Consider the following 22,101-nt stretch of genomic DNA (forward strand, 5'->3'; position numbering starts at 1 on the left):
CGGATCAGTGCTTCAGGGCGGCGGTGGCATCGCGGCCCGGTGCCGGCGCCGGCTGTGGCTGCATCGCCACCGCCTTGGCCTGCACCGGCATGCCCGGCATGAAGACCTTCTGCACGCCGTCGATGATCACCTTGTCACCGGCGGCCAAGCCGTGCTCGACAATGCGCAGGCCATCGGCGGTGCGGCCGAGCTGGATGTCGCGGCGCTGGGCCTTGCCATCCTTGTCGACCACGTAGACGTACTTGCGGTCCTGGTCGGTCAGCACCGCCTTGTCGTCGATCAGCAGGGCCTGGAACTGACCGCTGCCAAGCAGCTGCACGCGGGCGAACAGGCCCGGCGTGAACTGGCGGTCGGCGTTGTCCAGCAATGCGCGGACGCGGATGGTGCCAGTGCTGCGCGCGACCTGGTTGTCGAGGAAGTCGACCTTGCCCGCATGCGGGTAGCCGTCTTCACCGGACAGGCCGACCTTCACCGGCAGCTCGCTGTCACGCTCGCTCGGGCGTTCGCCCTTGCGGGCCATCTGGGCATAGCGCAGGAAGGTGCTTTCGTCGGCATCGAAGTAGACGAACACGGTATCCAGCGAGACCAGCGTGGTCAGCACGCTGGCGCTGTCGCCGGCGGTGACCAGGTTGCCGGCGGTGACCATCGCGCGGCCGGCACGGCCGTCGATCGGTGCACGCACCTTGGTGAACTCCAGGTTGAGGCGGGCCGCATCCAGCGCAGCCTGCGCCGCCTGCACGGCGGCACCGGACTGGTCGGCGGCGGCGCGACGCTGCTCGGCGGTCTCGGTGGAGATCGCCTGCTGCTCGGACAGCCGCTTGGCACGCTCGGATTCGCTGCGGGCCAGCGTGGCCTGGGTGCGGGCGCGGGCCAGCTCGGCGGCGGCGCGATCGTACTCGGCCTGGTAGCTGCGCGCGTCGATGGTGAAGAGCACTTCGCCCTTCTTCACTTCCTGGCCTTCGACATAGTTGACCTTGTCGATGTAGCCGGACACGCGCGGACGCAGTTCAACGCTCTGTACCGCTTCGACGCGGCCGCTGAACTCGTCCCACTGGCTGACTTGCTTGACCAGCACCGGCGCGGCGCTGACCTGCGGCGGCGGCGGCGCACCGGCTTCTTCGGCATGGCCGCCGCTGCACGCTGCCAGCACGGCCGCGGCGAGGATCGACACGCCGACCATCGCGATGCGATGGCCGAAACGATGTGGGGTGGTATTGGGGGAAGTCATGGCATGCATCCGTACGGAGGGGTGGTACAGCTATAGGAAAACGTGTTGCAAAAAGCGGCGGCGAATACTGCGACCTCAACCTTGGTCGAGGTCAAGCGACGCCGGCGGTATCGCGCCACAAGGGAGGAATCTCCAGGTGCAGCAGGCCGCGTGGCAGTTCGGCGTCGCTGCTGTCACAGCGCACGATCGCGCGGTTGTCACGGCAACCATCGAGCAGCGAGACCACCCGACGGCCGACCAGCAGCGAGCTGGGCCACTCGATGCAGGCATTGGCGGCGTTGGCCGGGGTGCAGACCGGGCTGCAGACTTCCAGCATCTGCGCGCGTACGCCCAGTGCCTGCGCTTCCTGGTGCACCACCTGCGCGTACATGCGCATCGCCGCCGCGGTGATCGAGCTTTCGCCGTAGCCCGCCCACGGTTTTACCGCCGCCGGGCTGCCGATCATCACGTAGCGGCGCGCGTGCACGTTGTCCTGCAGCAGCGGCAGCAGGTGACGCACCGCATGCACGTGCGGCATCAGATCGGCCTGCATCGCGCCGAGCAGTTCGTCGCCATTGCGATCAACCACGCGGCCGCGGCGATATGGGCCACCCATGGCCGCGATCACCGCCGCCAGCGGGCGCGGGCGCTGCGCGATGCGCTCGGCCAGCGCGCGCGCCGAGCCGTCGTCGCTGAGCGAACCCAGCATCGTCTCCAGGCCCGGCTCATCGGCGAACTGCTCGTGCAGCGCGGCCAGCCGGCCCGGATCGCGGCCCACCACCAGCACCGGGCTGCCCGCTTCCAGCAGCGCACCGACCACGCCCTGGCCGACGGCGCCGGTACCGCCGAGGACCAGGACTTCGGGCGTCAGCATCCCATTCACGGGACATTTCCTCCCAAATCCGGGATAGTCCCAATTCGACGCAGCCGGTCACCCCCGTGGGGGATCAGCCGGATGACACCGCCACGTTGCTGACGCATGGGCGCGGTAAACTCACGAAAGTCCTTGTGTACCAAGGAACTCGGACGGGCTTCGACGGTCATCGCCAGGTCCAGGGTGTTCTGGCCGGCGTTCCGGAGTCGGGCAAGAATGTTGCGCAGGCTCATGGCGGACGGGCTCCAATTAACGAATGGCGCCACGATAGACCTCAAACCTTTACTTGATTAGTCCTGATTAAGGGGAATAATCATCCCGCTCCCGGTCCAATCGTTCTGTCACGATTGTCCCATCCCCGACGTCCAGGATCCCCGACCATGTCCCACGATCTCAACGAGACGCTGATCTTCGTCAAGGTGGTTGAGCAGGGCAGCTTCATTGCCGCTGCCAAATCGCTCGGCCTGCCCAAGACCACGGTCAGCCGCAAAGTGCAGGAGCTGGAGACGCGCCTGGGCGCGCGCCTGCTGCACCGGACCACGCGCCGCCTCGGCCTGACCGAAGCCGGTTCGATCTACCACGAACATTGCCAGCGCATCGCCCGCGAGCTGGAAGAAGCCGAGAGCGCGGTGAGCCAGCTGCAGTCCGGCCCGCGTGGCTGGCTGCGCTTCACCGTGCCCTATTCGATCGGCATCACCTGGATCGCCCCGCTGCTGGGCCAGTTCCATGCGCAGTACCCGGAAATCCGCCTGGACATGCATATGGGCAACGAGAAGCTGGACCTGATTGCAGGTGAAGCCGACCTTGCGCTGCGCGTGGGTGCCCTGCCCGATTCCAACCTGGTGGCGCGCAAGCTGGGCAGCCTGCGCACGCAGGTGTTCGCCAGCCCGGCCTACATCGAGCGCTACGGCGAGCCGCTGCACCCGGAAGAGCTGCAGTTCCACCGCATCCTGGCGATGCGCAAGCCCTACCACACCGGCAACTCGCCACGCTTCACCTGGCAGCTGGGCGAGAACGGCGGCGAGCTGCGCGACTTCCCGGTCACGCCGCTGATGACCGCCAACGACATGTCTGCGCTGAACGGTGCGCTGGTGTGTGGCGAAGGCCTGCTGTTGACCGGCGATGTGATGGCCAAGCCGTTCGTCGAGTCGGGCATGGTGCGCCGCGTGCTGGCCGGCTGGACCGGGCCGGAAGTGGATTTCAACGCGGTGTTCGCCGGTGGCCGCCTGGTCTCGCCGAAGGTGCGTGCGTTTGTCGACTTCCTGGTCGAGAAGCTCAACTTCGATGCCAACTACATGCTGGCGCAGTGCCCCGGCGCGAAGCTGGCACAGCAGCAGAAGGCGCAGGAAGATGCCGCGCTGGAAAGCAGCGGCAAGCGCATCCTGGAGAAGGTGGCCGCTTCGGCGGCATGACCGGAAGCATCCACGCATGGCGTGGATCTACCGGCATTCCGTAGCGTCGAGCTTGCTCGACTGCTCTTGCGCTTCAGTCGAGCAAGCTCGACTCTACGGGCGCTATCGGGGTGCCGAGCAACGCTCGGCACCTACAAAAATGCCGCCTGCAAGGGCGGCATTTTCGTTCCGGCTACGCCCGGCTTCCGGTAGATGCCAACCTTGGTCGGCGCCGTTGGGAGAAGCCGCGAACGGGAAGGCTATCGGCGTGCCGAGCAACGCTCGGCACCTACAAAAATGCCGCCTGCAAGGGCGGCATTTTCGTTCCGGCTGCGCCCGGCTTCCGGTAGATGCCGACCTTGGTCGGCGCTGTTGGGAGAAGCCGCGAACGGGAACGCTATCGGCGTGCCGAGCAACGCTCGGCACCTACAAAAATGCCGCCTGCAAGGGCGGCATTTTCGTTCCGGCTGCGCCGGAACCGCAATAACGCTGCGCGTTATTGCTTCAGCGGAATCACGCGGATTTCGACGCGGCGGTTCTTGGCGCGGCCGGCATCGGTGCTGTTGTCGGCAATCGGGTAAGACTTGCCGGCGCCCAACGTTTCAATGCGCACGCTCTGCACGCCCTGGCCGATCAGGTACTGCGCCACCGAGTCGGCACGTTCCTTCGACAGGCGGTTGTTGACCGCGTCGCTGCCGATGCTGTCGGTATGGCCGACCACTTCGATCATGGTCTGGTTGTAATCACGCAGGGTGCCCGCCACGCCGTTGAGCGAACCATAGAACTGCGGCTTCAGGGTCGACTTGCCGAAGTCGAAGGTGATGCCGTCCGGCAGGTTCAGCATGATGTTGTCGCCCTGGCGCTGCACATCAATGCCGGTGTTGGCAGTGCGCTCGCGCAGCGCGCGTTCCTGGCGATCCTGGTACTGGCCAACGGCGGCGCCGCTGAGCGCGCCGATACCGGCACCGATCAGCGCATGCTGGCGACGCTCGGTGGCGCTGTCGCCGGTCAGCAGGCCAGCGGCCACACCAATGGCGGTACCGATCAGGGCGTTGCGGCCGGTGCGGTTCTGCTGCTCGGTCGGGTTGCCGTACTGGTCACTCTGTACGTAGGAGCCGCCGGTGGCGCAGGCCGACAGGACGGCCGCACTCATCAGGGCCAGTGCGACGTTGCGGGTGGTGTTGCGGATCATGAGGTTCTCCTTGGTTTCCGGTCGGCCGGCGGCCTGCGGGCGCAAAGAGAATAAACAGCCCGATGCGATGCCGGAATGATGATCCGAGCCCTCGACAGGGGCGCGTTCAGCTAGCTGACTGAATCGCTCAGCCAGCACTTTACCCTGCCCCCGACTGGCGGTAGGCCGCCAACGCAGCATCGCGGCCTGCGGCCAGGTCCACCAGTGGCGTACGCGGATAGTCCGGTGCATGCGTCGCCAGCAGCAACGGATGCTGCCAGGGCGCAAACCGTGCTTTCACCGGCAGCGCGGCCAGTTCGGGCACCCAACGGCTGATGTAGCGCGCCTGCGGATCGAACTTCTCGGCCTGGGTCACGGGGTTGAACACACGAAAATACGGTGCGGCATCGGCACCGGTTCCCGCCACCCACTGCCAGCCCATCGTGTTGTTGGCCAGGTCGGCATCGACCAGGGTATCCCAGAACCAGCGCGCGCCATGCAGCCAGTGTGCCCGCAGGTGCTTGCACAGGTAGCTGGCGACGATCATCCGCACCCGGTTGTGCATGTAGCCGGTGTGCCACAGCTCGCGCAGGCCGGCATCAACGATCGGCACGCCGGTGTGGCCGCGCTGCCAGTCGCGCAGCTGCGCGGCGCTGGGGTCTGCCCAGGGGAAGCGATCGAAGCGCGGGTTGAGGTTGTCGGTGGGCGTCTTCGGGAAGTGATGCAGCAGGTGGTAGGCAAAGTCACGCCAACCCAGCTGGCGCAGGTAGCCATCAATGTCGGCGTCGGTACCGGCGCTGCGCAGCCCCTCCAGCGCGTGGGCGATGCGCCATGGCGCGATCTCGCCGAAATGCAGGTGCGGCGACATCCGCGAGGTCCCGACCCGGTCCGGCAGGTCACGCTGCTCCCGGTAGCCGCGCAGGGCACCATCCTCGAACACCGACAGCGCTTCCCGTGCCCCGGCCTCGCCCGGCTGCCAGTGCTCCCAGAAACCGGTGTCCCAGTCCAGCGTCGGCGCAAGCCGCAACGCGTCCAGCGCGAGGCTGTCGACCGTGTGCGCTGCCAGTGCCTCCGGCGCGGCCTGCAGCGCGGGCAGGCGCCAGTGGCTGAGCACGTTGCGCCAGTACGGGGTGAACACCTTGTACGGCTGGCCCTGCTGGGTGGCAATGTCCCAGGGCTCGAACAGCAGGCTGCCGTTGCAGCTCTGCGCGTCGATGCCCTGCTCGCGCAGCATGCGCTTGATGGTGGCGTCGCGTGGCTGCGTGGCCGGCTCGTACTTGCGGTTCCAGTACACCGCTTCGGCGCCGGTCTGCTCGATCAGCGCCTGCAGCGTCGGCAGGCTGTCACCGCTGCGCAGCACCAGCGAAGAGCCACGCGCGCGCAGATCGGCATCCAGTGCCGCCAGCGAACGATGCCGCCACGCATCCGAGGCCGCACCCGGTGCCCACTCGCCTTCCTCATGCGGTGCATGCAGGTAGACCGGTACCACGTCGTGGCCCGCTTCCAACGCGGCCTGCAGGGCCGGATTGTCCTGCAGCCGCAGATCACGGCGGAACCATAGCAACGCTACCGACACAGACACCGCCTTCGTTGTGGAAGGCACACATGATAGCCAGCGGCGGTGAAGGCGATGCGTGGGCGGGGCAGCCACGCATCGCGTGGATCTACTGCTTGAAGCGCTGCATCGCCTCGCTGATCAGCGCGCGCGCCTCGGCCGCATTGCCCCAGCCGTTGAGCTGCACCGGATTGCGCCCGGCCGGCAGGTCCTTGTAGACCCGGAAGAACGCCTCGATGCGTTGCCGCTCGATCTCCGGCAGATCGTCCAGATCGCGGATGCCGGCGTAGCTCGGATCCACCTTGTCGGTGGGCACGCCGATGATCTTCTCATCATGCTCGCCGCCGTCGATCATCTTCAGGTAGCCGATCGGGCGGAAGCGCACGATCACGCCCGGATGCAGCGGCTCGCGGGTCAGCACCAGCGCGTCCAGCGGATCGTTGTCGCCAGCCAACGTCCGCGGCATCGAGCCGTAGTTGGCCGGATAGGCGACCGGCATCGACTGGAAGCGGTCCACATGCACCAGACCGTCTTCCTTGATCTCGTACTTGGTGAAGCTGCCGGCCGGAATCTCCACGGCCAGATTCACCTCCTGCGGCGCCTGCTTCGGCTGCGCCACCAGGAACGGGTGCAGCACAGCATCTGCGGCGGTCACCGCGGTCGCGAGCAGCAGCAGGGCGCCGCCGATGGCAGCCATGGGGACAACACGGCGTGCAGCGTTCATCCGGATCTCCTCATTCCCAGCAACGGTCGGCGCGACCCTTGGCGGTCTGCGCACGCGGGCAGTCGCGTGGTGCGATGCGCCCTTCGGTCAGCTCCGTACGCTGCTTGCCCCCTTGGGCATCGCGGCGCAGTTCGAAGCTGTCGTACAGGCGTCCGGTTACCGTACGCGCTTCGTAGCGCAGGCGCTGTGGGTCGATGCGCAGCACCTGGAACAGCTGGGTATCCTCGGCCACCGGATCCATCGTCCTGCGCGCCTCATCGGAAAGGCGGTACTGCTTCGGCCCGGCCACGGTCACCACGTACTGCGGCGTCGCGGCCTGCCCTTCGCCACGGCGTCCGTAGGTGTGATCGTGGCCCTGCAGCACCAGATCCACCTTGTGGCGACGCACCACCGGCAGCAGCACATCACGCAGCGCGGCGTTCTCGCGCCCTTCCCGCGGCGAATAGAACGGCTGGTGCAGCAGCACGAGGGTCCATGGCTGCGGGTTTGCCGTCAGCACCTTGTCCAGCCATTGTGCCTGTGCCTTGGCCGTGCCCAGATCCAGTGCCGAGGTACCATCGAGCACCACCACGCGCACGCCCTGCGCGTCGAACCAGTAGCTGGTCTGCTGCGCAGCGCTGGCGCCGTTGCCCGGCAGCGCGAACGTCACCGGCCAGTGCCGGCCCAGCACTCGGCGCTCCTGCGGGGTGTCCTCGAATTCCTCGAAGTATTCGTGGTTGCCGATCGCCGGCGCCACCAGCGTTTCCTGCGCCAACCAGCCGGTGGCGGCGAACCACTCGCCCCACTCGCTGTCGTCCATGTTGTCGCCGCCACTGACCAGATCGCCCGCGAACAGGCTCACGCGCGCGTCCGGCGCCGCCTTCTGCGCGGCGCGCACCACGCGGCTGACATGGCTGAGGTTCTTGTTCTGGGTGTCGCCGAAGTACAGCAGGGTCAGCGGCTGCTCGGCGGTGGCCAGCGTGCGCAGCTGGTTCCAGGCACTCCAGCTGCCGTTGCCCTGCACGCGGTAGACGTACTGGGTATCCGGTTGAAGTCCGTCGATGTCGGCGCGATGGTGGTGCGACACGCCGTTCTCGGTCTGCAGCGCACGGGTCGTCGCGCGGATCTGGCGGATGCCCTCGATGGCCGGTGAATCGGCGGCCAGGGCGAGTTCCAGCAACGGCGCCTGCACACTGCCATCGGTGCGCCAGGCCACGGCGAAACCGTGTCCGGGATCGGCTGCGGGCGAAGCTACGATACGATCCGGCACCGCTGCCGCTGCGTAGTGGCGACTGCCCGCTGGAACCTGGGTATTCGGTTCGGCTGCCGCGAACGCCAGCGACGGCACGGCCAACAGCAGGCCCAACACCCGCGTGCGCATCACCCAAGACCGGCTCATGCGCCACACTCCAGCGGCAGCGCCAGCTGCTTGGCAATGCTCTCCCAATCGAACGCCACCACGCCCTGGTCATCATGCACCGCGTACAGCGCACCATGCGGGAAGCGCGCGCTCGGCTGCTGCATCATCCAGATGCCATCGGTGTTGGCCACGGTATTGCCCTGGAAGGCGCCCACCGGCTTCAACGTGTGGCGATCAAACAGGTGGAACACGCTGCGCTGCTTGCCTTGCTCGGTGGTGATCCACCAACCATCCTTGCCGCAGGTGCGCAGGGTCACGCCCTCGGCCTGCGCCTTGAATACATCGCGGCCGAAGGTGGTGCCGGTGAAACGCCCGGCCAGGGTGTAGACCTTGAATTCGCTGGCGTAGCGCTCGTCCTCTTCGGCGATCAACAGGCGGTCGTTGTCCGGGTCGCCCCAGATCGATTCGACCACGCGCAGCGCACCGGCTTCACTGGTGTCACCGATGCTGGCGACGAGCTTTGCGTCGACCTTCGCACCGTCGCGGCTCACGTGGTACTGGCGCACGCGCTTGTCCAGCTCGGCCAGCGGCGGCAGGATGTCACGCCCCTGTGCATCCTCGCCGTTGTCCCAGGAGTCGGTGACGTAGACGCTGTAGCCATCGGCACGGCGGTCGACCCACAGCCCGTACGGCTTGCGCAGGTCGTCGGCAGCGAACGTCGCCAGCGGGGTGAAGTCCGGCAGGCCCAGCACCTGTACGCGGTGATTGTCGCGCTCCACGATCCACAGCAGGTCGTCGGTCACCGCAATGCCGTTTGGGCGGTCGAACTGCCCAGGCGCGGTGCCGCTGCTGCCGACGTCGCGCAGGTGCTGGCCGGTGCTGCCGTCGTAGACCACCAGCTTGTCGGTGGCCTTGGCAGTGGCGATCAACCACAGCTTTCCGTCGGGTGCGCGCCAGGCGGCAGGGGAATCAATGTTGTCGGCCGGCGTCATCGGCGAAAGGAACGCCTCGGCGATGGTGGTCACCGCACGCTCGGCCGCGGCCTTTGCCTCGGGCGTGGCCACGGACGGATCGTTGCCGGTGGCCGGCGTGCAGCCAGCCACCAGGGTTGCGGCCAGTGCGGCAGCCAGCAGGGTGATGCGACGCGCCATCACAGTGCCACCTTCAGGCCCAGCGCGTAGGTACGGCCATACTCTTCCATCTGCAGGGTGCGCGAGCGTGTGCCCTGGTACAGCTCAAGCGGCTTGTCCAGCAGGTTCTGCGCTTCGAAGTACATGCTCACGCGCGGGGTGAACTTGTAGTCCAGCGAGAAGTCGAGCTGGGTGTTGGGCGCGACATAGATGTCGAAGGCGCGGCCCTTGCCGATGCTGTCGAGGTACTCACTGCGGTACACCGCCGCCAACCGCGTGCTCAGACCATACTTCTCGTAGCCGATGTGCGCACTGTAGACGTGCTTGGACGCGCGCGGCAGGGTGAAGTCCTCACCGGCACGATCCTCGATCCCCGCGTCGAACTCGGTGTCCAGCCAGGTGCCACTGGCACCCACCAGCAAGCCATCCAGACCCGCCGGCAGGAAGGCCAGCTGCTGCTGCCAGTTGAACTCGGCACCACGTACCGTGGCCTTGCGGCCATTGACCGGCTGGGTCACGTCGAAGCCGCCGTAGTCCGGATCATTGGTGCGCACAGTCTGCACGATGTAGCCATCGATCGACTTGTGGAACAGGCCCAGCGAGACGATGCCAGTGCTGCCGATGTACTTCTCCACCGACAGGTCGATGTTCTTCGATTCGTACGGATCCAGCTCGGGGTTGCCCAGGCGCACTTCCTCGTCGCCACGGCTGTAGCCCACGCGCGGCGAGACGTCGCCGAACGACGGACGCGATACGGTCTTGTTGGCCGAGGCGCGCAGCACCCAGTCGTCGGCGGCGTCATAGCGCAGGTGCAGGCCCGGCAACACGTTGGTGTAGCTGCTGTTGGCCACGCGGGGGGTAACGGTGAAGGTGCGGCCATTGGCGGCGACGTCGACCTGGTTACCGATCGCCTTGAAGCGGGTGTTCTCCACCCGCACGCCGCCGATGATGCGCAGCGCGCCGACGTCCCACGTTCCCATCGCGTAGCTGGCGAAGATGTCTTCGCTGGCCACGTAATCCTCCTCCAGCGACGTCATCGCATTGGCGCCGACGTCCTGCGGGCGGGCACTGTATTGGCCACCGTTGGCGGCCCAGAACGCGCGCATCGCGGCCGAATCCATGCCCGCCCCCATGTCGCCATGGCGGTGCTCGGGCGAGCCGGCGTTCCAGCTCGACAGCGCCACCTTCGGGCCGACCCGCAGCTCGTTCTCATCGACATTGACGTCGCGGTCGCGCCAACGGCCCAGCAGGCCGAACTTGATGCTGCTGCTGTCGCCGTCGAAACGCACGTTGACCTGCGCGCTGTGTTCCTTGTCATTGACCTGCTTGGGCGAGAGCACGAAGCGGTCGAAGGCGTAGTTGGCGTTGTCCAGCCACTGCGGGTTGTCGAAGCTGTAGCTGGGCAGGCGGCTGCTCTGGTCAAGGGTGCCATTGAAGGCCTTGCCGTTGAGCTTGAAGCGCGCCTCCATCTCATCATTGACCCGCTCCTCGGTGCGGGTGTAGCCCACCTTGTAGTCGACCACCGCGTGGCTCAGCTTGTTCTCACCGCCCAGGCTGGCCGCGAAGGTGTTCTCCTTCTTGGTGCGGTAGCGCATGCGCTTGTCGATCGAATCCTTCGGCATGCCGTCCAGGCGGTACTGGTCGGCACCGGTCTGCACCATCTTGGCGTCGTCGAAGTTGAAGATCACGCGCTGACGGGTCTCGGCGTCGTCGAACTGGCTGTACAGCGTGCGCAGGTAGTACCGGCTGTCCTCGTTCGGGCGCCAGTCGAGGTTGAGGTTGGCACCGATGCGCTTGCGCTCGATCTCGTACTTGCGGTGCTGCAGATTGATCGCGGTGACATCACCGGGTGCGGCATCATCCTCGCCGTCGTACTCCACTTCGGTGTTGTCCGACTCGAACTTGCGCTTCTGGTAGTTCACGCCCAGCGCCACGCCGAAGGTATCGTTGAACACCTCGCTGTAATTGAACGCGGCCTTGGGGCTGGTCTCGCCCGACAGCTGCTGGTGGCTGCCTTCGATCTTGCCGCGCAGGCTGCGGCCGTCGCGGTCGAAGGCCGAGGCCGACTCCACCAGCACCGCGCCACCGATGGCGTCACCGGGCATGTCCGGGGTCGGTGACTTCACCACGCGCAGGCGCTCGGTGGAATCGGAGGGGATCACATCCAGCGGTGCGGCGCGGCTGGAATCCTCCGGCGTGCCCACGGCGATGCCATCCACACTGACACTGTTGAGGTTGGCGTCCAGGCCGCGGATGACCACGAAGCGGCCCTCGCCCTGGTCGCGGGTGACGCTGATGCCCGGCAGGCGCTGCAGCGACTCGGCCACGTTCTTGTCCGGGTACTGGCCCAGCGCATCGGAGGACACCGCGTCTTCGATGGCGTCGCTGCTGCGCTTGAGGTCGACCGCGCGGATCTGCGATTCGAGCTGGGCGCGCACTTCGATGCGGTCCAGGTCGACCGCATCAGCGGCCACGGCACCGGTGGCGGCGACCGCCTGCTGCCCGGCGGCCTGCAGCGGCGCAGCAGCCCCCATCGCCAGGGTCAGGGTGATGGCAACGGCCAACGGAGTCTTGATATGCACTGGGAATCCCCATTCCTGTTAAGAATGGGTCTGCACGGTATGTCCGCAAGGTTGCATGGCCATGACATGCGTCTGCACATTTCATGTACGACGGTGGCGCGCCCGGTTTGGGGTTGGGCCCGGCAATCCGGCAAAATGGTGGCCTCTCTCCTGATTCCCCTTCCCGACCATGAAGATCGTCGAAGTGCGCCACCCGCTGGTGCAGCACAAGATCGGCCTGATGCGCAACGCCGCGCTCAGCACCAAGGATTTCCGCGAACTGGCCAACGAGCTGGGCACCCTGCTGGCCTACGAGGCCACCGCCGACCTGGACACCGAGCCGCACACCCTGCCCGGCTGGGCCGGCCCGGTCACCGTGCAGCGCATCGCCGGTGCCAAGATCACCGTGGTGCCGATCCTGCGTGCCGGCCTGGGCATGCTCAGCGGCGTGCTGTCGCTGATCCCGGCCGCGCGCGTCAGCGTGGTCGGCCTGCAGCGCGATGAGGAAACCCTGCAGCCGGTGCCCTACTTCGAGCGCCTGACCGGGCGCCTGGAAGAGCGCGACGCGCTGATCCTGGACCCGATGCTGGCCACCGGCGGCACCCTGATCGCCACCATCGACATGCTCAAGCGCGCCGGCGCCCGCCGCATCAAGGGCATCTTCCTGGTGGCCGCGCCGGAGGGCATCGAGGCGGTCAAGGCCGTGCACCCGGATGTGGAAATCTACACCGCGGCCATCGATGCCCAGCTCAACGAGAAGGGCTACATCCTGCCGGGTCTGGGCGATGCCGGCGACCGCATCTTCGGTACCCGCGTGGGCTGATCCGGAGTACCGGGGGTCAGAGCCCTTTCGTTCCGAAAGGGATCTGACCGCAGCAAACTCGGGGGCGGTTCCCTCTCCACAGGAGAGGGCTCTGACCCCAAGCGCGGTGTTACAGACCGGCCGCGAATGCTTCAAGCTGGTCGATGGCGGTATTCCAGCCGTCAAAGAAACCCAACTGCTCATGCTGGTCACGCAGCGCCTTGTCCGGGTGCATCACCCGCGCGGTGTAGCGACAGCCCTCGCCCTCGTCCTCCATCGTGATGATGGCGGTGAAGCCCAGCCACGGTGACTGCGGCCGCCAGCCCGCGCCCAGCATCGAGGTGAACACCAGCCGCTGCTGCGGCACGATCTCCAGGAAGCTGCCCGGGTTGTCACTGCTGCCGCCGTCGGGGCCCTGCATGAAGGTGTGGAAGGCCCCACCCGGGCGCAGGTCGAACGCGCGTACTTCGGTGGTCCACGGCTGCGGGCACCACCACTGGCGCAGCAGCTCCGGGTCGGTCCACGCCCGCCACAGCGCGGTACGCGGTGCATTCAGTACGCGGCTGATGACCAGATCGGTCTCGGGATTGTTACCTGCGTCTGCGGCCATGGGCCTGCTCCTGTCGGTGAAGGGTTTCGACAAACTCGACCATGCGCTCGGCGCGTGCTTCCCACACGGCGCGCTGCGCGGCCAGCCATTGCTCGGCCTGGCCCAACCGTTCCGGCACCAGTTCGCAGGTGCGGATGCGCCCCTGCTTGCGGCTGCGCACCACGCCACTGCGTTCCAGCACGGCCAGATGCTTCATCAGCGAGGGCAAGGCCATCTCGAACGGCTCGGCCAGCATCGACACGGTGCGCGGCCCCTGCCCCAGCGCGGCCACGATCGCGCAGCGCGTCGGGTCGGCCAGTGCCTGGAATACCTCTTGAATGGCGGGATCATACTTACCCATATGGCTAAGTAATACGCCGATCTGAACGCCGGTGCAAGCGCTCTCGGCCCGGGGCGCATTCTTCACGTGGCCTTGCAGGCCGGAAGCGAATGCTCCGCGCACCCGCCACCCCTGGAGCTCCCGATGAAAGCCTCTTTCCTGCTGGCCGCCATCCTGCTGGTCGGCCTGCCGCTGGCCGCCAATGCCACCACCCCGCAGCAGCAGCGCATGGCCGACTGCTCGGCCAAGAACAAGGGCTTGAAGGGTGACGCCTACAAGACCGCGCAGAGCGCCTGCCTCAGTGGCCATGCCGCCGAAAGCAAAGCAGCAACCACCCCGCAGGAACGCATGCGCAAGTGCAATGCCGACGCCGGCGCCAAGAAGCTGGCCGGTGATGCGCGCAAGACCTTCATGAGCAGCTGCCTGAAGGCGTCGTAACAGTCGCGTCCGCGGAAAACCATCCACGCGTGGCGTGGATCTACCCATACATGAAGGCCGGGCATTGCCCGGCCATTTCATTACCCCAGCGCGCGCGCCTTCAGTTCACCCTGCTCATGCAGGGTCACGAATCGCCCCTTGTCGTCGCGCCCCAGCTGCGCCAGCGCCACCTGCGGGTCGTGGGTGAAGAACAGATGCACATTGCGCGCCAGCTTGTCTTCGAGGAACCGCCGTTTCTCGTCGATCAGCAGTTCGGCGTTGCGGTCGTAGCCCATCGTGATCGGCACGTGCACCCATGAGCGGCCGGGAATCAGGTCGGCGCAGAACACCACGCCGCCATGCGCGCCCTCGCCCGCATGCGCATGGCCGACGATCTCTGCCAGCATCAGGCCCGGCGTGTGGCCGTCGCTGTAACTGAAGCGCACGCTGCGGCCGAGTGCCTTTGAATACTCGCCTTCCACCACTTCCAGGCGACCACTGGCCTGCAACAGGCCGGGCAGCTCGGGGATGAAACTGGCGCGGTCGCGCGGGTGCGGTTGCAGCGCACGCTGCCAGTGCTGCGCGCCGACCACGAAAGTGGCGTTGGGGAACAGCAGCTCCGGTTCACGCCCTTCGCTCCATGCCGCCAGCAGGCCACCGGCGTGGTCGAAGTGCAGGTGGCTGAGCACCACCACGTCGATATCCTCGTGTTCGAAACCCGCCTCGCGCAGCGAATCGATCAGCACATGCTGGCTTTCCTGCACGCCGTAGCGCTCGCGCATGCGCGGATCGAAGAATGCACCGATCCCGGTTTCGAACAGTACCGTCTTGCCTTCCAGCGGGCTGGCGAGCAGCGCACGGCAGGCCAGCTCGATGCGATTGAGCTCGTCCGGTGCCGCCCATTTTTCCCACAGCGCACGCGGTGCGTTGCCGAACATCGCACCGCCGTCCAGGCGCTGCGAGTTTCCACGAATCGACCATAGTTTCATACGGCAATTATCGGCGGCACCCCGTTAAATAATCGCTAGAAAGGAAACAGAAAACCCCGCCGATGGGCGGGGTTCTGATGATCTGCCAAGTTGCCGGCCAGCGGCCGGCACTACCGCTGGATCAGCGGGCCGGCACGACCTGGGCGCTGCCCACCGGGTTGCGCGGGTCGCTGCCACCGAACAGCCGGTTCGCCTTGCGGTCCCATTCCACGGTCTGCAGGTTGCCCCACACGTGGCTGGAACCGCGGCCACCGGCAGCAGTGTCTCCCGGCAGGTCGATCCTGTGGCCCATCGCCTGCAGCTGCTTCACCGTGGCCGCGTCGAACGCATCGTCCTCGGCTTCGATCAGGTCCGGCAGCCACTGGTGGTGGTAACGCGGCAACGCAGCCACCTGCTGCGCATCCAGGCCAGCGTCGTAGCCGAGGATGCCCAGCAGCACCATGGTGATGATGCGGCTGCCCCCCGGGGTGCCCAGCACGATCACCTTGTCGTCGTTCTCCATGAAGGTCGGCGTCATCGAGCTGAGCATGCGCTTGCCCGGCTTCGGTGCATTGGCCGCGTAGCCCATCACGCCGAACGCATTGGGCGTGCCCGGCTTCAGCGCGAAGTCGTCCATTTCGTTGTTCAGCAGCACGCCGGTGCCCTTGGGAATAAGCCCCGAGCCGTACAGCAGGTTGACGGTCTGGGTGGCGCCGACGCGGTTGCCGTCGCGGTCGATGATCGAGAAGTGCGTGGTCTCGTCGTCTTCCAGCGGCGTCGGGTTGCCCGACAGCAGGTCACTGGGCGTGGCCTTCTCCGGGTGGATGGTGGCGCGCAGGCCCTGTGCGTAGTCCTTGCTGGTCAGCACCTTCTGCGGGATCTGCACGAAATCCGGATCGCCGAGGAAGAAGGTGCGGTCACGGTAGGCGCGACGCATCGACTCCACCACCAGGTGGGTGCGATGTGCCGGGTCCATCTGCTTGATGTCCCAGCCTTCCAGGATCTGCAGCATGCTGGCCAGCGCGATGCCACCGGACGACGGCGGCGGCGCGGTGGTGATCTTCCAGCCGTTGTAGTTGAAGACGATCGGCTCGCGCTGCTTCACCCGGTAGCCGGCCAGTTCCTCGGCCGTCCATTGGCCACCGGCCTGCTTCACGCCGGCCAGCAGCAGCTTGCCGGTCTGGCCCTTGTAGAAACCATCGAAGCCACCGGCCGCCAGGCGCTCCAGCGTCTGTGCCAGTTCCGGCTGCTTGAACAGGTCACCGGTAGCGATCGGCTTGCCGTTGCGCAGGTAGACCTCGCGCGTGCCGGGATAGCGCTCCATCACTTCGCGGCGCGAGGCATAGCCCTTGGCCATGCGGTCGTAGACCGGGAAGCCTTCGCGGGCGATGCGGATCGCCGGTTGCAGCGACGCCGACAGCGGCAGCTTGCCGTGCTTGGCCGACAGTTCGACCAGCGCCGCAGGCAGGCCGGGAATACCGGCCGACCAGGCACCGTTGACCGAGCGGTCGCGGTCCAGGTTGCCCTGCTTGTCGAGGAAGGCCTGCGGCGTGGCCGACGCCGGTGCGGTCTCGCGTGCATCCAGCATCACGTCCTTGCCGGTGGCCGCGTCGTGCAGCAGGAAGAAGCCGCCACCGCCGAGGCCGGAACTGATCGGCTCGACCACCGCCAGCGTGGATGACACCGCCACCGCCGCGTCGAAGGCATTGCCGCCCTGCGCCAGGATGTCGATGCCGGCCTGGGTGGCCAGCGCATGGCCGCTGGCAATGGCCGCGCCATCGGGGCGCTCGGCGCGGGCCGGGCTGTCGGCCCAGGCCATCGGGCTCAGCAGCAGGCCGAGCAGCAACAGGGGGCGGACGATCAACGTCTTCATTCGGATGGGGGCTCCGCGTAGAGTTCGGGGTGATCGTGCTGCAGCTGGCGCAGCTTGGCCAGCAGCTGGTCTTCGGTTTCCACGATCTCCGGGTCCGGGTCGATGCACTCGACCGGGCAGACGACCACGCACTGCGGTTCGTCGAAATGGCCCACGCATTCGGTGCAGCGCGCAGGGTCGATCACGTAGATGGTTTCACCCATCGCAATGGCCTGGTTCGGGCAGGCCGGCTCGCATACGTCGCAGTTGACGCAGAGCTCGTTGATTTTCAGCGACATGGCGATACTCCTCGCCCGCGCCTTGGGACAAGGACCGGCCAGCGCGGGCGCGCGGGCCGGTCAGGTCATCAGCGGCGCCCTTGCGGGTCACCGCCCGGGCCATGCCGGAGCATGGCCGCCATGGCTCGGTCTTACTTGGCTTCGACGAAAATGTACTCGGCACCGGTCGGCTGCACGGCAGCCTGCACGCGGGCGTTGTCGGCCGACTGGCCGATGAAGACGACGCGCACGCCCTTCATCGAATCCGGCGACACGTCCTTGAACACGGCCTGGATCATGTCAGCCATCTTGCCCGAGGCCGACGAACCGAAGGCCAGCATGTTGCCCGGCTGCACGCCGCGGGCCACGGCCTGGGTCGCGCTCTCGGTCTGACGCTCATACTTGGCCTGGAAGTCCGGGTCCGATTCCGGCGAGAGGTAGTACAGGAACGGGCTGTTGGTGATGTTGCCCATGTTCTGGATGGCCACTTCCTGCAGGTACTTCTTCCAGCCTGCATCGTCGTCCTTGGACGGCGCGACCAGGGCCTGCTTGGCCTCGTCGACCGGAGCGGCCTCTTCCTTCTTGCAGGCGGTGAAGGCCAGGGCCAACGAAGCGATCAGCATCGCGCGCATGGTGGTATTCATGGGTTTCCTCCCGGAATGGTGCGTGGTGTTGTACGTAATGGGGTGCAGGTACTGCGGACTTACTGCTGTGCCGCCTTCGCTTCGCGGACCTTGCGCAGGGCTTCGAGCACCGCGGCCGGTACGAAACCGGACACGTCGCCGCCCAGGCGCGCGATCTCGCGGACCAGCGAGGACGAAATGAAGCTGTGCTGTTCGGCCGGGGTCAGGAACAGGGTCTCGACCTCGGGGATCAGGTGGCGGTTCATGCTCGCCATCTGGAACTCGTACTCGAAGTCGGACACCGCGCGCAGGCCGCGCAGCAGCACCCCGCCCTGGACCGAACGTACGAAATGAGCCAGCAGCGTATCGAAGCCGATGACCTCGACGTTGCTGTGGTGCCCCAGCGCACCGCGAGCCAGCTGCACGCGCTGCTCCAGCGGCAGCGCCGGCCCCTTGGACGGGCTCTGTGCCACGCCGACCACGACCTTTTCAAACAGCGGCGCGGCCCGGCTGACCAGGTCGATATGACCATTGGTGATCGGGTCGAACGTGCCGGGGTAGACGGCGATGCGGCGGTTGGCCACGGTCATGGGCGGTTGCAGATGTTCAGATGAGGTCAAAGTGTAGCAGTGGCGCGGCGGTACAGGGCAAAGCGCACCTCGCGGGTGCCGCCCTCGCGGTGCAGCAGCCAGTCCGGCGGCAGCACCGGCACGTGGCCGGCCGGCGATTCCAGGTACAGCCAGGCATCGGCGGCCAGGTGCCGCGGTAGCTGGGCCAGCACGTCCTGCCACAGGCCATCGGCAAACGGCGGATCGATGAAGACCAGGTCGGCCTGCTGCGCCGGCGCACCCCGCAGCCAAGCCAGGGCATCGGCCTGGACCACGGCCACCTGGTCGGCCGCCTGCAGCTTGGCCACGGCGGCGGACAGATTGCGGCCCAGCTGAGCATCGCGCTCGACCAGGGTGGCATGGCTGGCGCCGCGCGAGACGGCCTCCAGGCCCAGCGCACCGCTGCCGGCGAACAGATCCAGCACACGGGCCCCACCCAGCTTGGGCATCAGCCAGTTGAACAGGGTTTCGCGCACGCGGTCGCTGCTCGGCCGCAGGCCCGGCAGGGTCGGCACCGGCAGGCGGGTGTTGCGCCAGCGCCCGCCGATGATGCGGACCTGGCCCTCATTGCCACCACGGCCGCTCATCGGCGCCCCCGGCGGGAGGTATTCGAGAATTTCAGCATGAGCGGGATTGTAGTTCGGCCGGGCTGCGCCCGGCACCCGCAGAAGCCGAAGCAACAGTCGAAGCAACTTCAAAAGCTTGATCCCTGTGGGTTGGCGGGGTGGGTCCGGTTGCGGGGGACGCCGTGAATCCGTCCATGGAGGCTCGGTCGCGCCATCCATGGCGCTCACGCCCCCGCAACCGGACCCACCCCGCCTTCGACAGTTTCCTGCGATCTGTCGGAACGACTCTTGGGGTCAGATCCGTTTTCCGTAGGAAAACGGATCTGACCCCGGATTTGTTTCGATATCTGACAGATGTGTCGACCAAGGTCGACACCTACCAACAGCCGAGTGAACCTGTCAGAGGCGGGGCGGTGTGGGTTGGCAGGACCGTTGGCGCCATGGGCCCGAGGCATGCCTCGGGCGGGTTGGGCAGGACGCCCAACCCCGGTCTTGCTGTGTGCGCAGGATTGCGCACACGAGCAAGGCGCCATCGAGCCCCCAAGGACGGGTTTACGGCGTGTCCTGCCAACCCACACCGCCCCGCCATCCCACGGAATGCCCGCTGTTGCTGTTGCCTTGGCCTCTGCAGGTGCAGGGCTGCAAGCCCTGCCCGACCAACCCCTTGATTTCGGGACAATCATCCCTACCCCTTGGCGAGGCCGCACGCGCTGGCGCGGCATTGCACACGGAGCCTTATCGATGACCGAGACCACCCAGACCCAAACCCTTGGCTTCCAGACCGAAGTCAAGCAGCTGCTGCAGCTGATGATCCACTCGCTGTACTCCAACAAGGAGATCTTCCTGCGCGAGCTGGTCTCCAATGCCGCCGACGCCGCCGACAAGCTGCGCTTCGAGGCCCTGACCCAGCCGGCCCTGCTGGAAGGTGACAGCGAGCTGCGCGTGCGCGTCAGCTTCGACCCCGCCGCCCACACCATCACCATCGAAGACAACGGCATCGGCATGAGCCGCGCCGAAGCCATCGCCCACCTCGGCACGATTGCCAAGTCCGGCACCGGCGATTTCCTGCGCCAGCTGTCCGGCGACCAGAAGAAGGATTCGCAGCTGATCGGCCAGTTCGGCGTCGGCTTCTACAGCGCCTTCATCGTCGCCGACGAAGTGGAAGTGACCTCGCGCCGCGCCGGCCTGGCTGCGGGCGAAGGCGTGCGCTGGACCTCGCGCGGCGAAGGTGACTTCGAAGTGGCCACCGTCGACAAGACCGAGCGCGGCACCCGCATCGTGCTGCACCTGAAGGACGGCGAGCACGACTTCGCCGACGGCTGGCGCCTGCGCAGCATCCTCAAGAAGTATTCGGACCACATCGGCCTGCCGATCCAGATGCCGAAGGAAGGCGAAGAAGGCGCCACCGTCGAATGGGAGACCGTCAACCGCGCCAGCGCGCTGTGGACCCGCCCGCGCACCGAGATCAGCGACGCCGAGTACACCGAGTTCTACAAGCACGTGGCGCATGACCACAGCGATCCGCTGGCGTGGAGCCACAACAAGGTCGAAGGCAAACTGGAATACACCTCGCTGCTGTACGTGCCCGGTCGCGCACCGTTCGACCTGTACCACCGCGACACGCCCAAGGGCCTGAAGCTGTACGTGCAGCGCGTGTTCGTGATGGACCAGGCCGAGCAGTTCCTGCCGCTGTACCTGCGTTTCATCAAGGGCGTGGTCGATTCCAACGACCTGTCGCTGAACGTGTCGCGCGAGATCCTGCAGTCCGGCCCGGTCATCGATTCGATGAAGGCCGCACTGACCAAGCGCTCGCTGGACATGCTGGAAAAGCTGGCTGCCGACAAGCCCGAGCAGTACGCCACGTTCTGGAAGGAATTCGGCCAGGTGCTGAAGGAAGGCCCGGCCGAGGACTACAACAACCGCGAGAAGGTGGCCGGCCTGCTGCGCTTCGCCTCCACCCGCGGCGACGGCGACGCGCAGACCGTGTCGCTGGCCGATTACATCGGCCGCATGGCCGAAGGCCAGGACAAGATATATTACCTGACCGGCGAGAGCTTCAGCCAGGTGCGCAACAGTCCGCACCTGGAAGTGTTCCGCAAGAAGGGCGTGGAAGTGCTGCTGCTGACCGATCGCATCGACGAGTGGCTGATGGGCTATCTGACCGATTTCGACGGCAAGGGCTTCGTCGACATCGCCCGTGGCGACCTCGACCTGGGCGCGCTGGAAACCGAAGCGGACAAGCAGGAACAGGAAGCCGCGGCCAAGGACAAGCAGGGCCTGGTCGAGCGCCTGAAGACGGTGCTGGGCGACGACGTGGCCGAAGTGCGCGTCTCGCACCGCCTGACCGATTCGCCGGCGGTGCTGGCCATCGGCGAGCAGGACCTGGGCCTGCAGATGCGCCAGATCCTGGAAGCCAGCGGGCAGAAGGTGCCCGACAGCAAGCCGGTACTGGAGATCAACCCGGGCCATCCGCTGATCGCCAAGCTCGATGCCGAAGCCGATGGCGCGCGTTTCGACGATCTGGGCCGGGTGCTGTTCGACCAGGCCGCGCTGGCCGCCGGTGACAGCCTGAAGGACCCGGGTGCCTATGTGGCGCGCCTGAACAAGCTGTTGCTGGAGCTGTCGGCCTGATCGAGACGGTGGTCGCCGGGCATGGCCCGGCGCTACCTTGGTAGATGCCAACCTTGGTTGGCATGCCCGCTCTGGTAGATGCCAACCTTGGTTGGCACGCCTCTATTGTGCCAACCAAGGTTGGCACCTACCGGGGCGGGCGGTTCAGGCTTCCCGGTCCAGCAGCGAACCCAGCAGCTGGTCCTGGCGGCGGATCACCGTGGCATTGGCGGCGAAGGCCACGACTTCGGCCTTGGCCGCCAGCAGATCACCCAGTGGCGCGCCCGGATCGGGGCCGGTGGTGGCCACCGCCGTCTCCACCCCGCCCTGAGCCACCGCACCGCGCTGCAGCTGCAAGCGCTCGGCTTCGGGGGTCGCCAGGCTGGCAACATTGTGTGCAGCCACCTGCACGCCCTGCTGAGCCGCGCGCATCCCGCTGAGTGCAGTTCCCATCACGTTGTTCATGGCGGCCTCCGGGCTGCACGACGCAGCCCTC

The 22,101-nt window shown here is 66.7% G+C and carries 22 protein-coding genes; 4 read left to right on the forward strand and 18 right to left on the reverse strand.

The genetic code is table 11. The annotated features are described in order from the left end of the window. Positions 1-4 precede the first annotated feature (4 nt). From C9412_RS17230 to C9412_RS17240, 3 genes are all read right to left on the reverse strand, one after another. Positions 5-1,228 carry an efflux RND transporter periplasmic adaptor subunit gene (locus C9412_RS17230; protein WP_107232750.1) on the reverse strand — a complete coding sequence of 408 codons (1,224 nt, stop codon included), beginning with the start codon at positions 1,226-1,228 and terminating at the stop codon, positions 5-7. Between the two features lie 91 nt (positions 1,229-1,319). Further along, on the reverse strand, positions 1,320-2,090 hold the full coding sequence (locus C9412_RS17235; RefSeq protein ID WP_107232751.1) for an SDR family oxidoreductase: 771 nt from the start codon (positions 2,088-2,090) through the stop codon (positions 1,320-1,322). Further along, complete coding sequence (locus C9412_RS17240) at positions 2,087-2,314, reverse strand: hypothetical protein (protein WP_107232752.1); 228 nt, start codon at positions 2,312-2,314, stop codon at positions 2,087-2,089. Before C9412_RS17240 ends, C9412_RS17235 begins: the two co-directional genes overlap by 4 nt. Before the next feature lie 147 nt (positions 2,315-2,461). Here C9412_RS17240 and C9412_RS17245 point away from each other — a divergent pair, with 147 nt between their 5' ends. Next, positions 2,462-3,493 carry a LysR family transcriptional regulator gene (locus C9412_RS17245; RefSeq protein WP_005416157.1) on the forward strand — a complete coding sequence of 344 codons (1,032 nt, stop codon included), beginning with the start codon at positions 2,462-2,464 and terminating at the stop codon, positions 3,491-3,493. A 475-nt stretch (positions 3,494-3,968) separates the two neighbouring features. Here C9412_RS17245 and C9412_RS17250 read toward each other — a convergent pair whose 3' ends face one another. The 6 genes from C9412_RS17250 to C9412_RS17275 all read right to left on the reverse strand — a co-directional run bounded on the left by C9412_RS17250 (position 3,969) and on the right by C9412_RS17275 (position 11,973). Further along, positions 3,969-4,664, reverse strand: a complete 696-nt coding sequence (locus tag C9412_RS17250) for an OmpA family lipoprotein (RefSeq protein ID WP_010484399.1) — start codon at positions 4,662-4,664, stop codon at positions 3,969-3,971. A 139-nt stretch (positions 4,665-4,803) separates the two neighbouring features. Further along, entirely contained in the window at positions 4,804-6,219 is a 1,416-nt protein-coding gene (locus C9412_RS17255; protein WP_107232753.1) for a deoxyribodipyrimidine photo-lyase, read from the reverse strand. A gap of 88 nt (positions 6,220-6,307) precedes the next feature. After that, positions 6,308-6,922, reverse strand: coding sequence for an inorganic diphosphatase (locus C9412_RS17260; protein WP_107232754.1), 615 nt, complete (start codon positions 6,920-6,922; stop codon positions 6,308-6,310). Between the two features lie 10 nt (positions 6,923-6,932). Beyond that, on the reverse strand, positions 6,933-8,282 hold the full coding sequence (locus C9412_RS17265) for a metallophosphoesterase family protein (protein WP_258190343.1): 1,350 nt from the start codon (positions 8,280-8,282) through the stop codon (positions 6,933-6,935). A 14-nt stretch (positions 8,283-8,296) separates the two neighbouring features. Further along, positions 8,297-9,412: a phytase gene (locus C9412_RS17270; RefSeq protein ID WP_107232756.1), complete on the reverse strand. Its 1,116-nt coding sequence runs from the start codon at positions 9,410-9,412 to the stop codon at positions 8,297-8,299. Further along, positions 9,412-11,973, reverse strand: a complete 2,562-nt coding sequence (locus C9412_RS17275) for a TonB-dependent receptor (RefSeq protein ID WP_107232757.1) — start codon at positions 11,971-11,973, stop codon at positions 9,412-9,414. The genes C9412_RS17270 and C9412_RS17275 overlap by 1 nt, the downstream gene beginning before the upstream one ends. Positions 11,974-12,142: 169 nt before the next feature. Between C9412_RS17275 and upp the strand changes: the two genes are divergently transcribed. Then, positions 12,143-12,775, forward strand: coding sequence for a uracil phosphoribosyltransferase (upp, locus tag C9412_RS17280; protein WP_107232758.1), 633 nt, complete (start codon positions 12,143-12,145; stop codon positions 12,773-12,775). Between the two features lie 109 nt (positions 12,776-12,884). Here upp and C9412_RS17285 read toward each other — a convergent pair whose 3' ends face one another. Beyond that, complete coding sequence (locus tag C9412_RS17285) at positions 12,885-13,364, reverse strand: SRPBCC family protein (protein WP_107232759.1); 480 nt, start codon at positions 13,362-13,364, stop codon at positions 12,885-12,887. Next, positions 13,345-13,770: a metalloregulator ArsR/SmtB family transcription factor gene (locus C9412_RS17290; protein ID WP_258190339.1), complete on the reverse strand. Its 426-nt coding sequence runs from the start codon at positions 13,768-13,770 to the stop codon at positions 13,345-13,347. The genes C9412_RS17285 and C9412_RS17290 overlap by 20 nt, the downstream gene beginning before the upstream one ends. A gap of 57 nt (positions 13,771-13,827) precedes the next feature. On the opposite strand from C9412_RS17290, the gene C9412_RS17295 reads away from it, so the two are divergent. Continuing rightward, a complete protein-coding gene (locus C9412_RS17295; protein ID WP_107232761.1) occupies positions 13,828-14,121 on the forward strand; it encodes a PsiF family protein in 294 nt (97 codons plus the stop codon). Between the two features lie 80 nt (positions 14,122-14,201). On the opposite strand, the gene C9412_RS17300 is transcribed toward C9412_RS17295, so the two are convergent. The 6 genes from C9412_RS17300 to rsmD all read right to left on the reverse strand — a co-directional run bounded on the left by C9412_RS17300 (position 14,202) and on the right by rsmD (position 19,016). Then, positions 14,202-15,089, reverse strand: coding sequence for an MBL fold metallo-hydrolase (locus C9412_RS17300; protein ID WP_107232762.1), 888 nt, complete (start codon positions 15,087-15,089; stop codon positions 14,202-14,204). Between the two features lie 121 nt (positions 15,090-15,210). Then, positions 15,211-16,941, reverse strand: coding sequence for a gamma-glutamyltransferase (gene ggt / locus C9412_RS17305; RefSeq protein ID WP_107232763.1), 1,731 nt, complete (start codon positions 16,939-16,941; stop codon positions 15,211-15,213). Further along, entirely contained in the window at positions 16,938-17,219 is a 282-nt protein-coding gene (locus tag C9412_RS17310) for a YfhL family 4Fe-4S dicluster ferredoxin (protein WP_004153175.1), read from the reverse strand. Before C9412_RS17310 ends, ggt begins: the two co-directional genes overlap by 4 nt. A gap of 131 nt (positions 17,220-17,350) precedes the next feature. Beyond that, positions 17,351-17,842, reverse strand: coding sequence for a hypothetical protein (locus tag C9412_RS17315; protein WP_107232764.1), 492 nt, complete (start codon positions 17,840-17,842; stop codon positions 17,351-17,353). 59 nt (positions 17,843-17,901) lie between these two features. After that, a complete protein-coding gene (gene coaD, locus C9412_RS17320) occupies positions 17,902-18,411 on the reverse strand; it encodes a pantetheine-phosphate adenylyltransferase (RefSeq protein WP_107232765.1) in 510 nt (169 codons plus the stop codon). Between the two features lie 26 nt (positions 18,412-18,437). Further along, positions 18,438-19,016, reverse strand: a complete 579-nt coding sequence (gene rsmD, locus C9412_RS17325) for a 16S rRNA (guanine(966)-N(2))-methyltransferase RsmD (protein ID WP_107232766.1) — start codon at positions 19,014-19,016, stop codon at positions 18,438-18,440. 720 nt (positions 19,017-19,736) lie between these two features. On the opposite strand from rsmD, the gene htpG reads away from it, so the two are divergent. Beyond that, a complete protein-coding gene (gene htpG / locus C9412_RS17330) occupies positions 19,737-21,626 on the forward strand; it encodes a molecular chaperone HtpG (RefSeq protein WP_107232767.1) in 1,890 nt (629 codons plus the stop codon). A 144-nt stretch (positions 21,627-21,770) separates the two neighbouring features. Here htpG and C9412_RS17335 read toward each other — a convergent pair whose 3' ends face one another. Next, positions 21,771-22,070 carry a hypothetical protein gene (locus tag C9412_RS17335; RefSeq protein WP_107232768.1) on the reverse strand — a complete coding sequence of 100 codons (300 nt, stop codon included), beginning with the start codon at positions 22,068-22,070 and terminating at the stop codon, positions 21,771-21,773. Between the last annotated feature and the right edge of the window lie 31 nt (positions 22,071-22,101).

Source organism: Stenotrophomonas sp. Nf1 (assembly GCF_003028475.1).
Lineage (GTDB): Bacteria > Pseudomonadota > Gammaproteobacteria > Xanthomonadales > Xanthomonadaceae > Stenotrophomonas.

Excerpts from the sequence above, each read along its gene's own strand:
- C9412_RS17300 (WP_107232762.1), bottom strand. The coding sequence starts at position 15,089 with ATGAAACTATGGTCGATTCGTGGAAACTCGCAGCGCCTGGACGGCGGT.
- upp (WP_107232758.1), top strand. The coding sequence starts at position 12,143 with ATGAAGATCGTCGAAGTGCGCCACCCGCTGGTGCAGCACAAGATCGGC.
- C9412_RS17240 (WP_107232752.1), bottom strand. The coding sequence starts at position 2,314 with ATGAGCCTGCGCAACATTCTTGCCCGACTCCGGAACGCCGGCCAGAAC.
- C9412_RS17285 (WP_107232759.1), bottom strand. The coding sequence starts at position 13,364 with ATGGCCGCAGACGCAGGTAACAATCCCGAGACCGATCTGGTCATCAGC.
- C9412_RS17250 (WP_010484399.1), bottom strand. The coding sequence starts at position 4,664 with ATGATCCGCAACACCACCCGCAACGTCGCACTGGCCCTGATGAGTGCG.
- coaD (WP_107232765.1), bottom strand. The coding sequence starts at position 18,411 with ATGACCGTGGCCAACCGCCGCATCGCCGTCTACCCCGGCACGTTCGAC.
- C9412_RS17295 (WP_107232761.1), top strand. The coding sequence starts at position 13,828 with ATGAAAGCCTCTTTCCTGCTGGCCGCCATCCTGCTGGTCGGCCTGCCG.
- C9412_RS17315 (WP_107232764.1), bottom strand. The coding sequence starts at position 17,842 with ATGAATACCACCATGCGCGCGATGCTGATCGCTTCGTTGGCCCTGGCC.
- C9412_RS17335 (WP_107232768.1), bottom strand. The coding sequence starts at position 22,070 with ATGAACAACGTGATGGGAACTGCACTCAGCGGGATGCGCGCGGCTCAG.
- C9412_RS17310 (WP_004153175.1), bottom strand. The coding sequence starts at position 17,219 with ATGTCGCTGAAAATCAACGAGCTCTGCGTCAACTGCGACGTATGCGAG.
- C9412_RS17230 (WP_107232750.1), bottom strand. The coding sequence starts at position 1,228 with ATGACTTCCCCCAATACCACCCCACATCGTTTCGGCCATCGCATCGCG.
- htpG (WP_107232767.1), top strand. The coding sequence starts at position 19,737 with ATGACCGAGACCACCCAGACCCAAACCCTTGGCTTCCAGACCGAAGTC.
- ggt (WP_107232763.1), bottom strand. The coding sequence starts at position 16,941 with ATGAAGACGTTGATCGTCCGCCCCCTGTTGCTGCTCGGCCTGCTGCTG.
- C9412_RS17270 (WP_107232756.1), bottom strand. The coding sequence starts at position 9,412 with ATGGCGCGTCGCATCACCCTGCTGGCTGCCGCACTGGCCGCAACCCTG.
- C9412_RS17265 (WP_258190343.1), bottom strand. The coding sequence starts at position 8,282 with ATGCGCACGCGGGTGTTGGGCCTGCTGTTGGCCGTGCCGTCGCTGGCG.
- C9412_RS17245 (WP_005416157.1), top strand. The coding sequence starts at position 2,462 with ATGTCCCACGATCTCAACGAGACGCTGATCTTCGTCAAGGTGGTTGAG.
- rsmD (WP_107232766.1), bottom strand. The coding sequence starts at position 19,016 with ATGAGCGGCCGTGGTGGCAATGAGGGCCAGGTCCGCATCATCGGCGGG.
- C9412_RS17260 (WP_107232754.1), bottom strand. The coding sequence starts at position 6,922 with ATGAACGCTGCACGCCGTGTTGTCCCCATGGCTGCCATCGGCGGCGCC.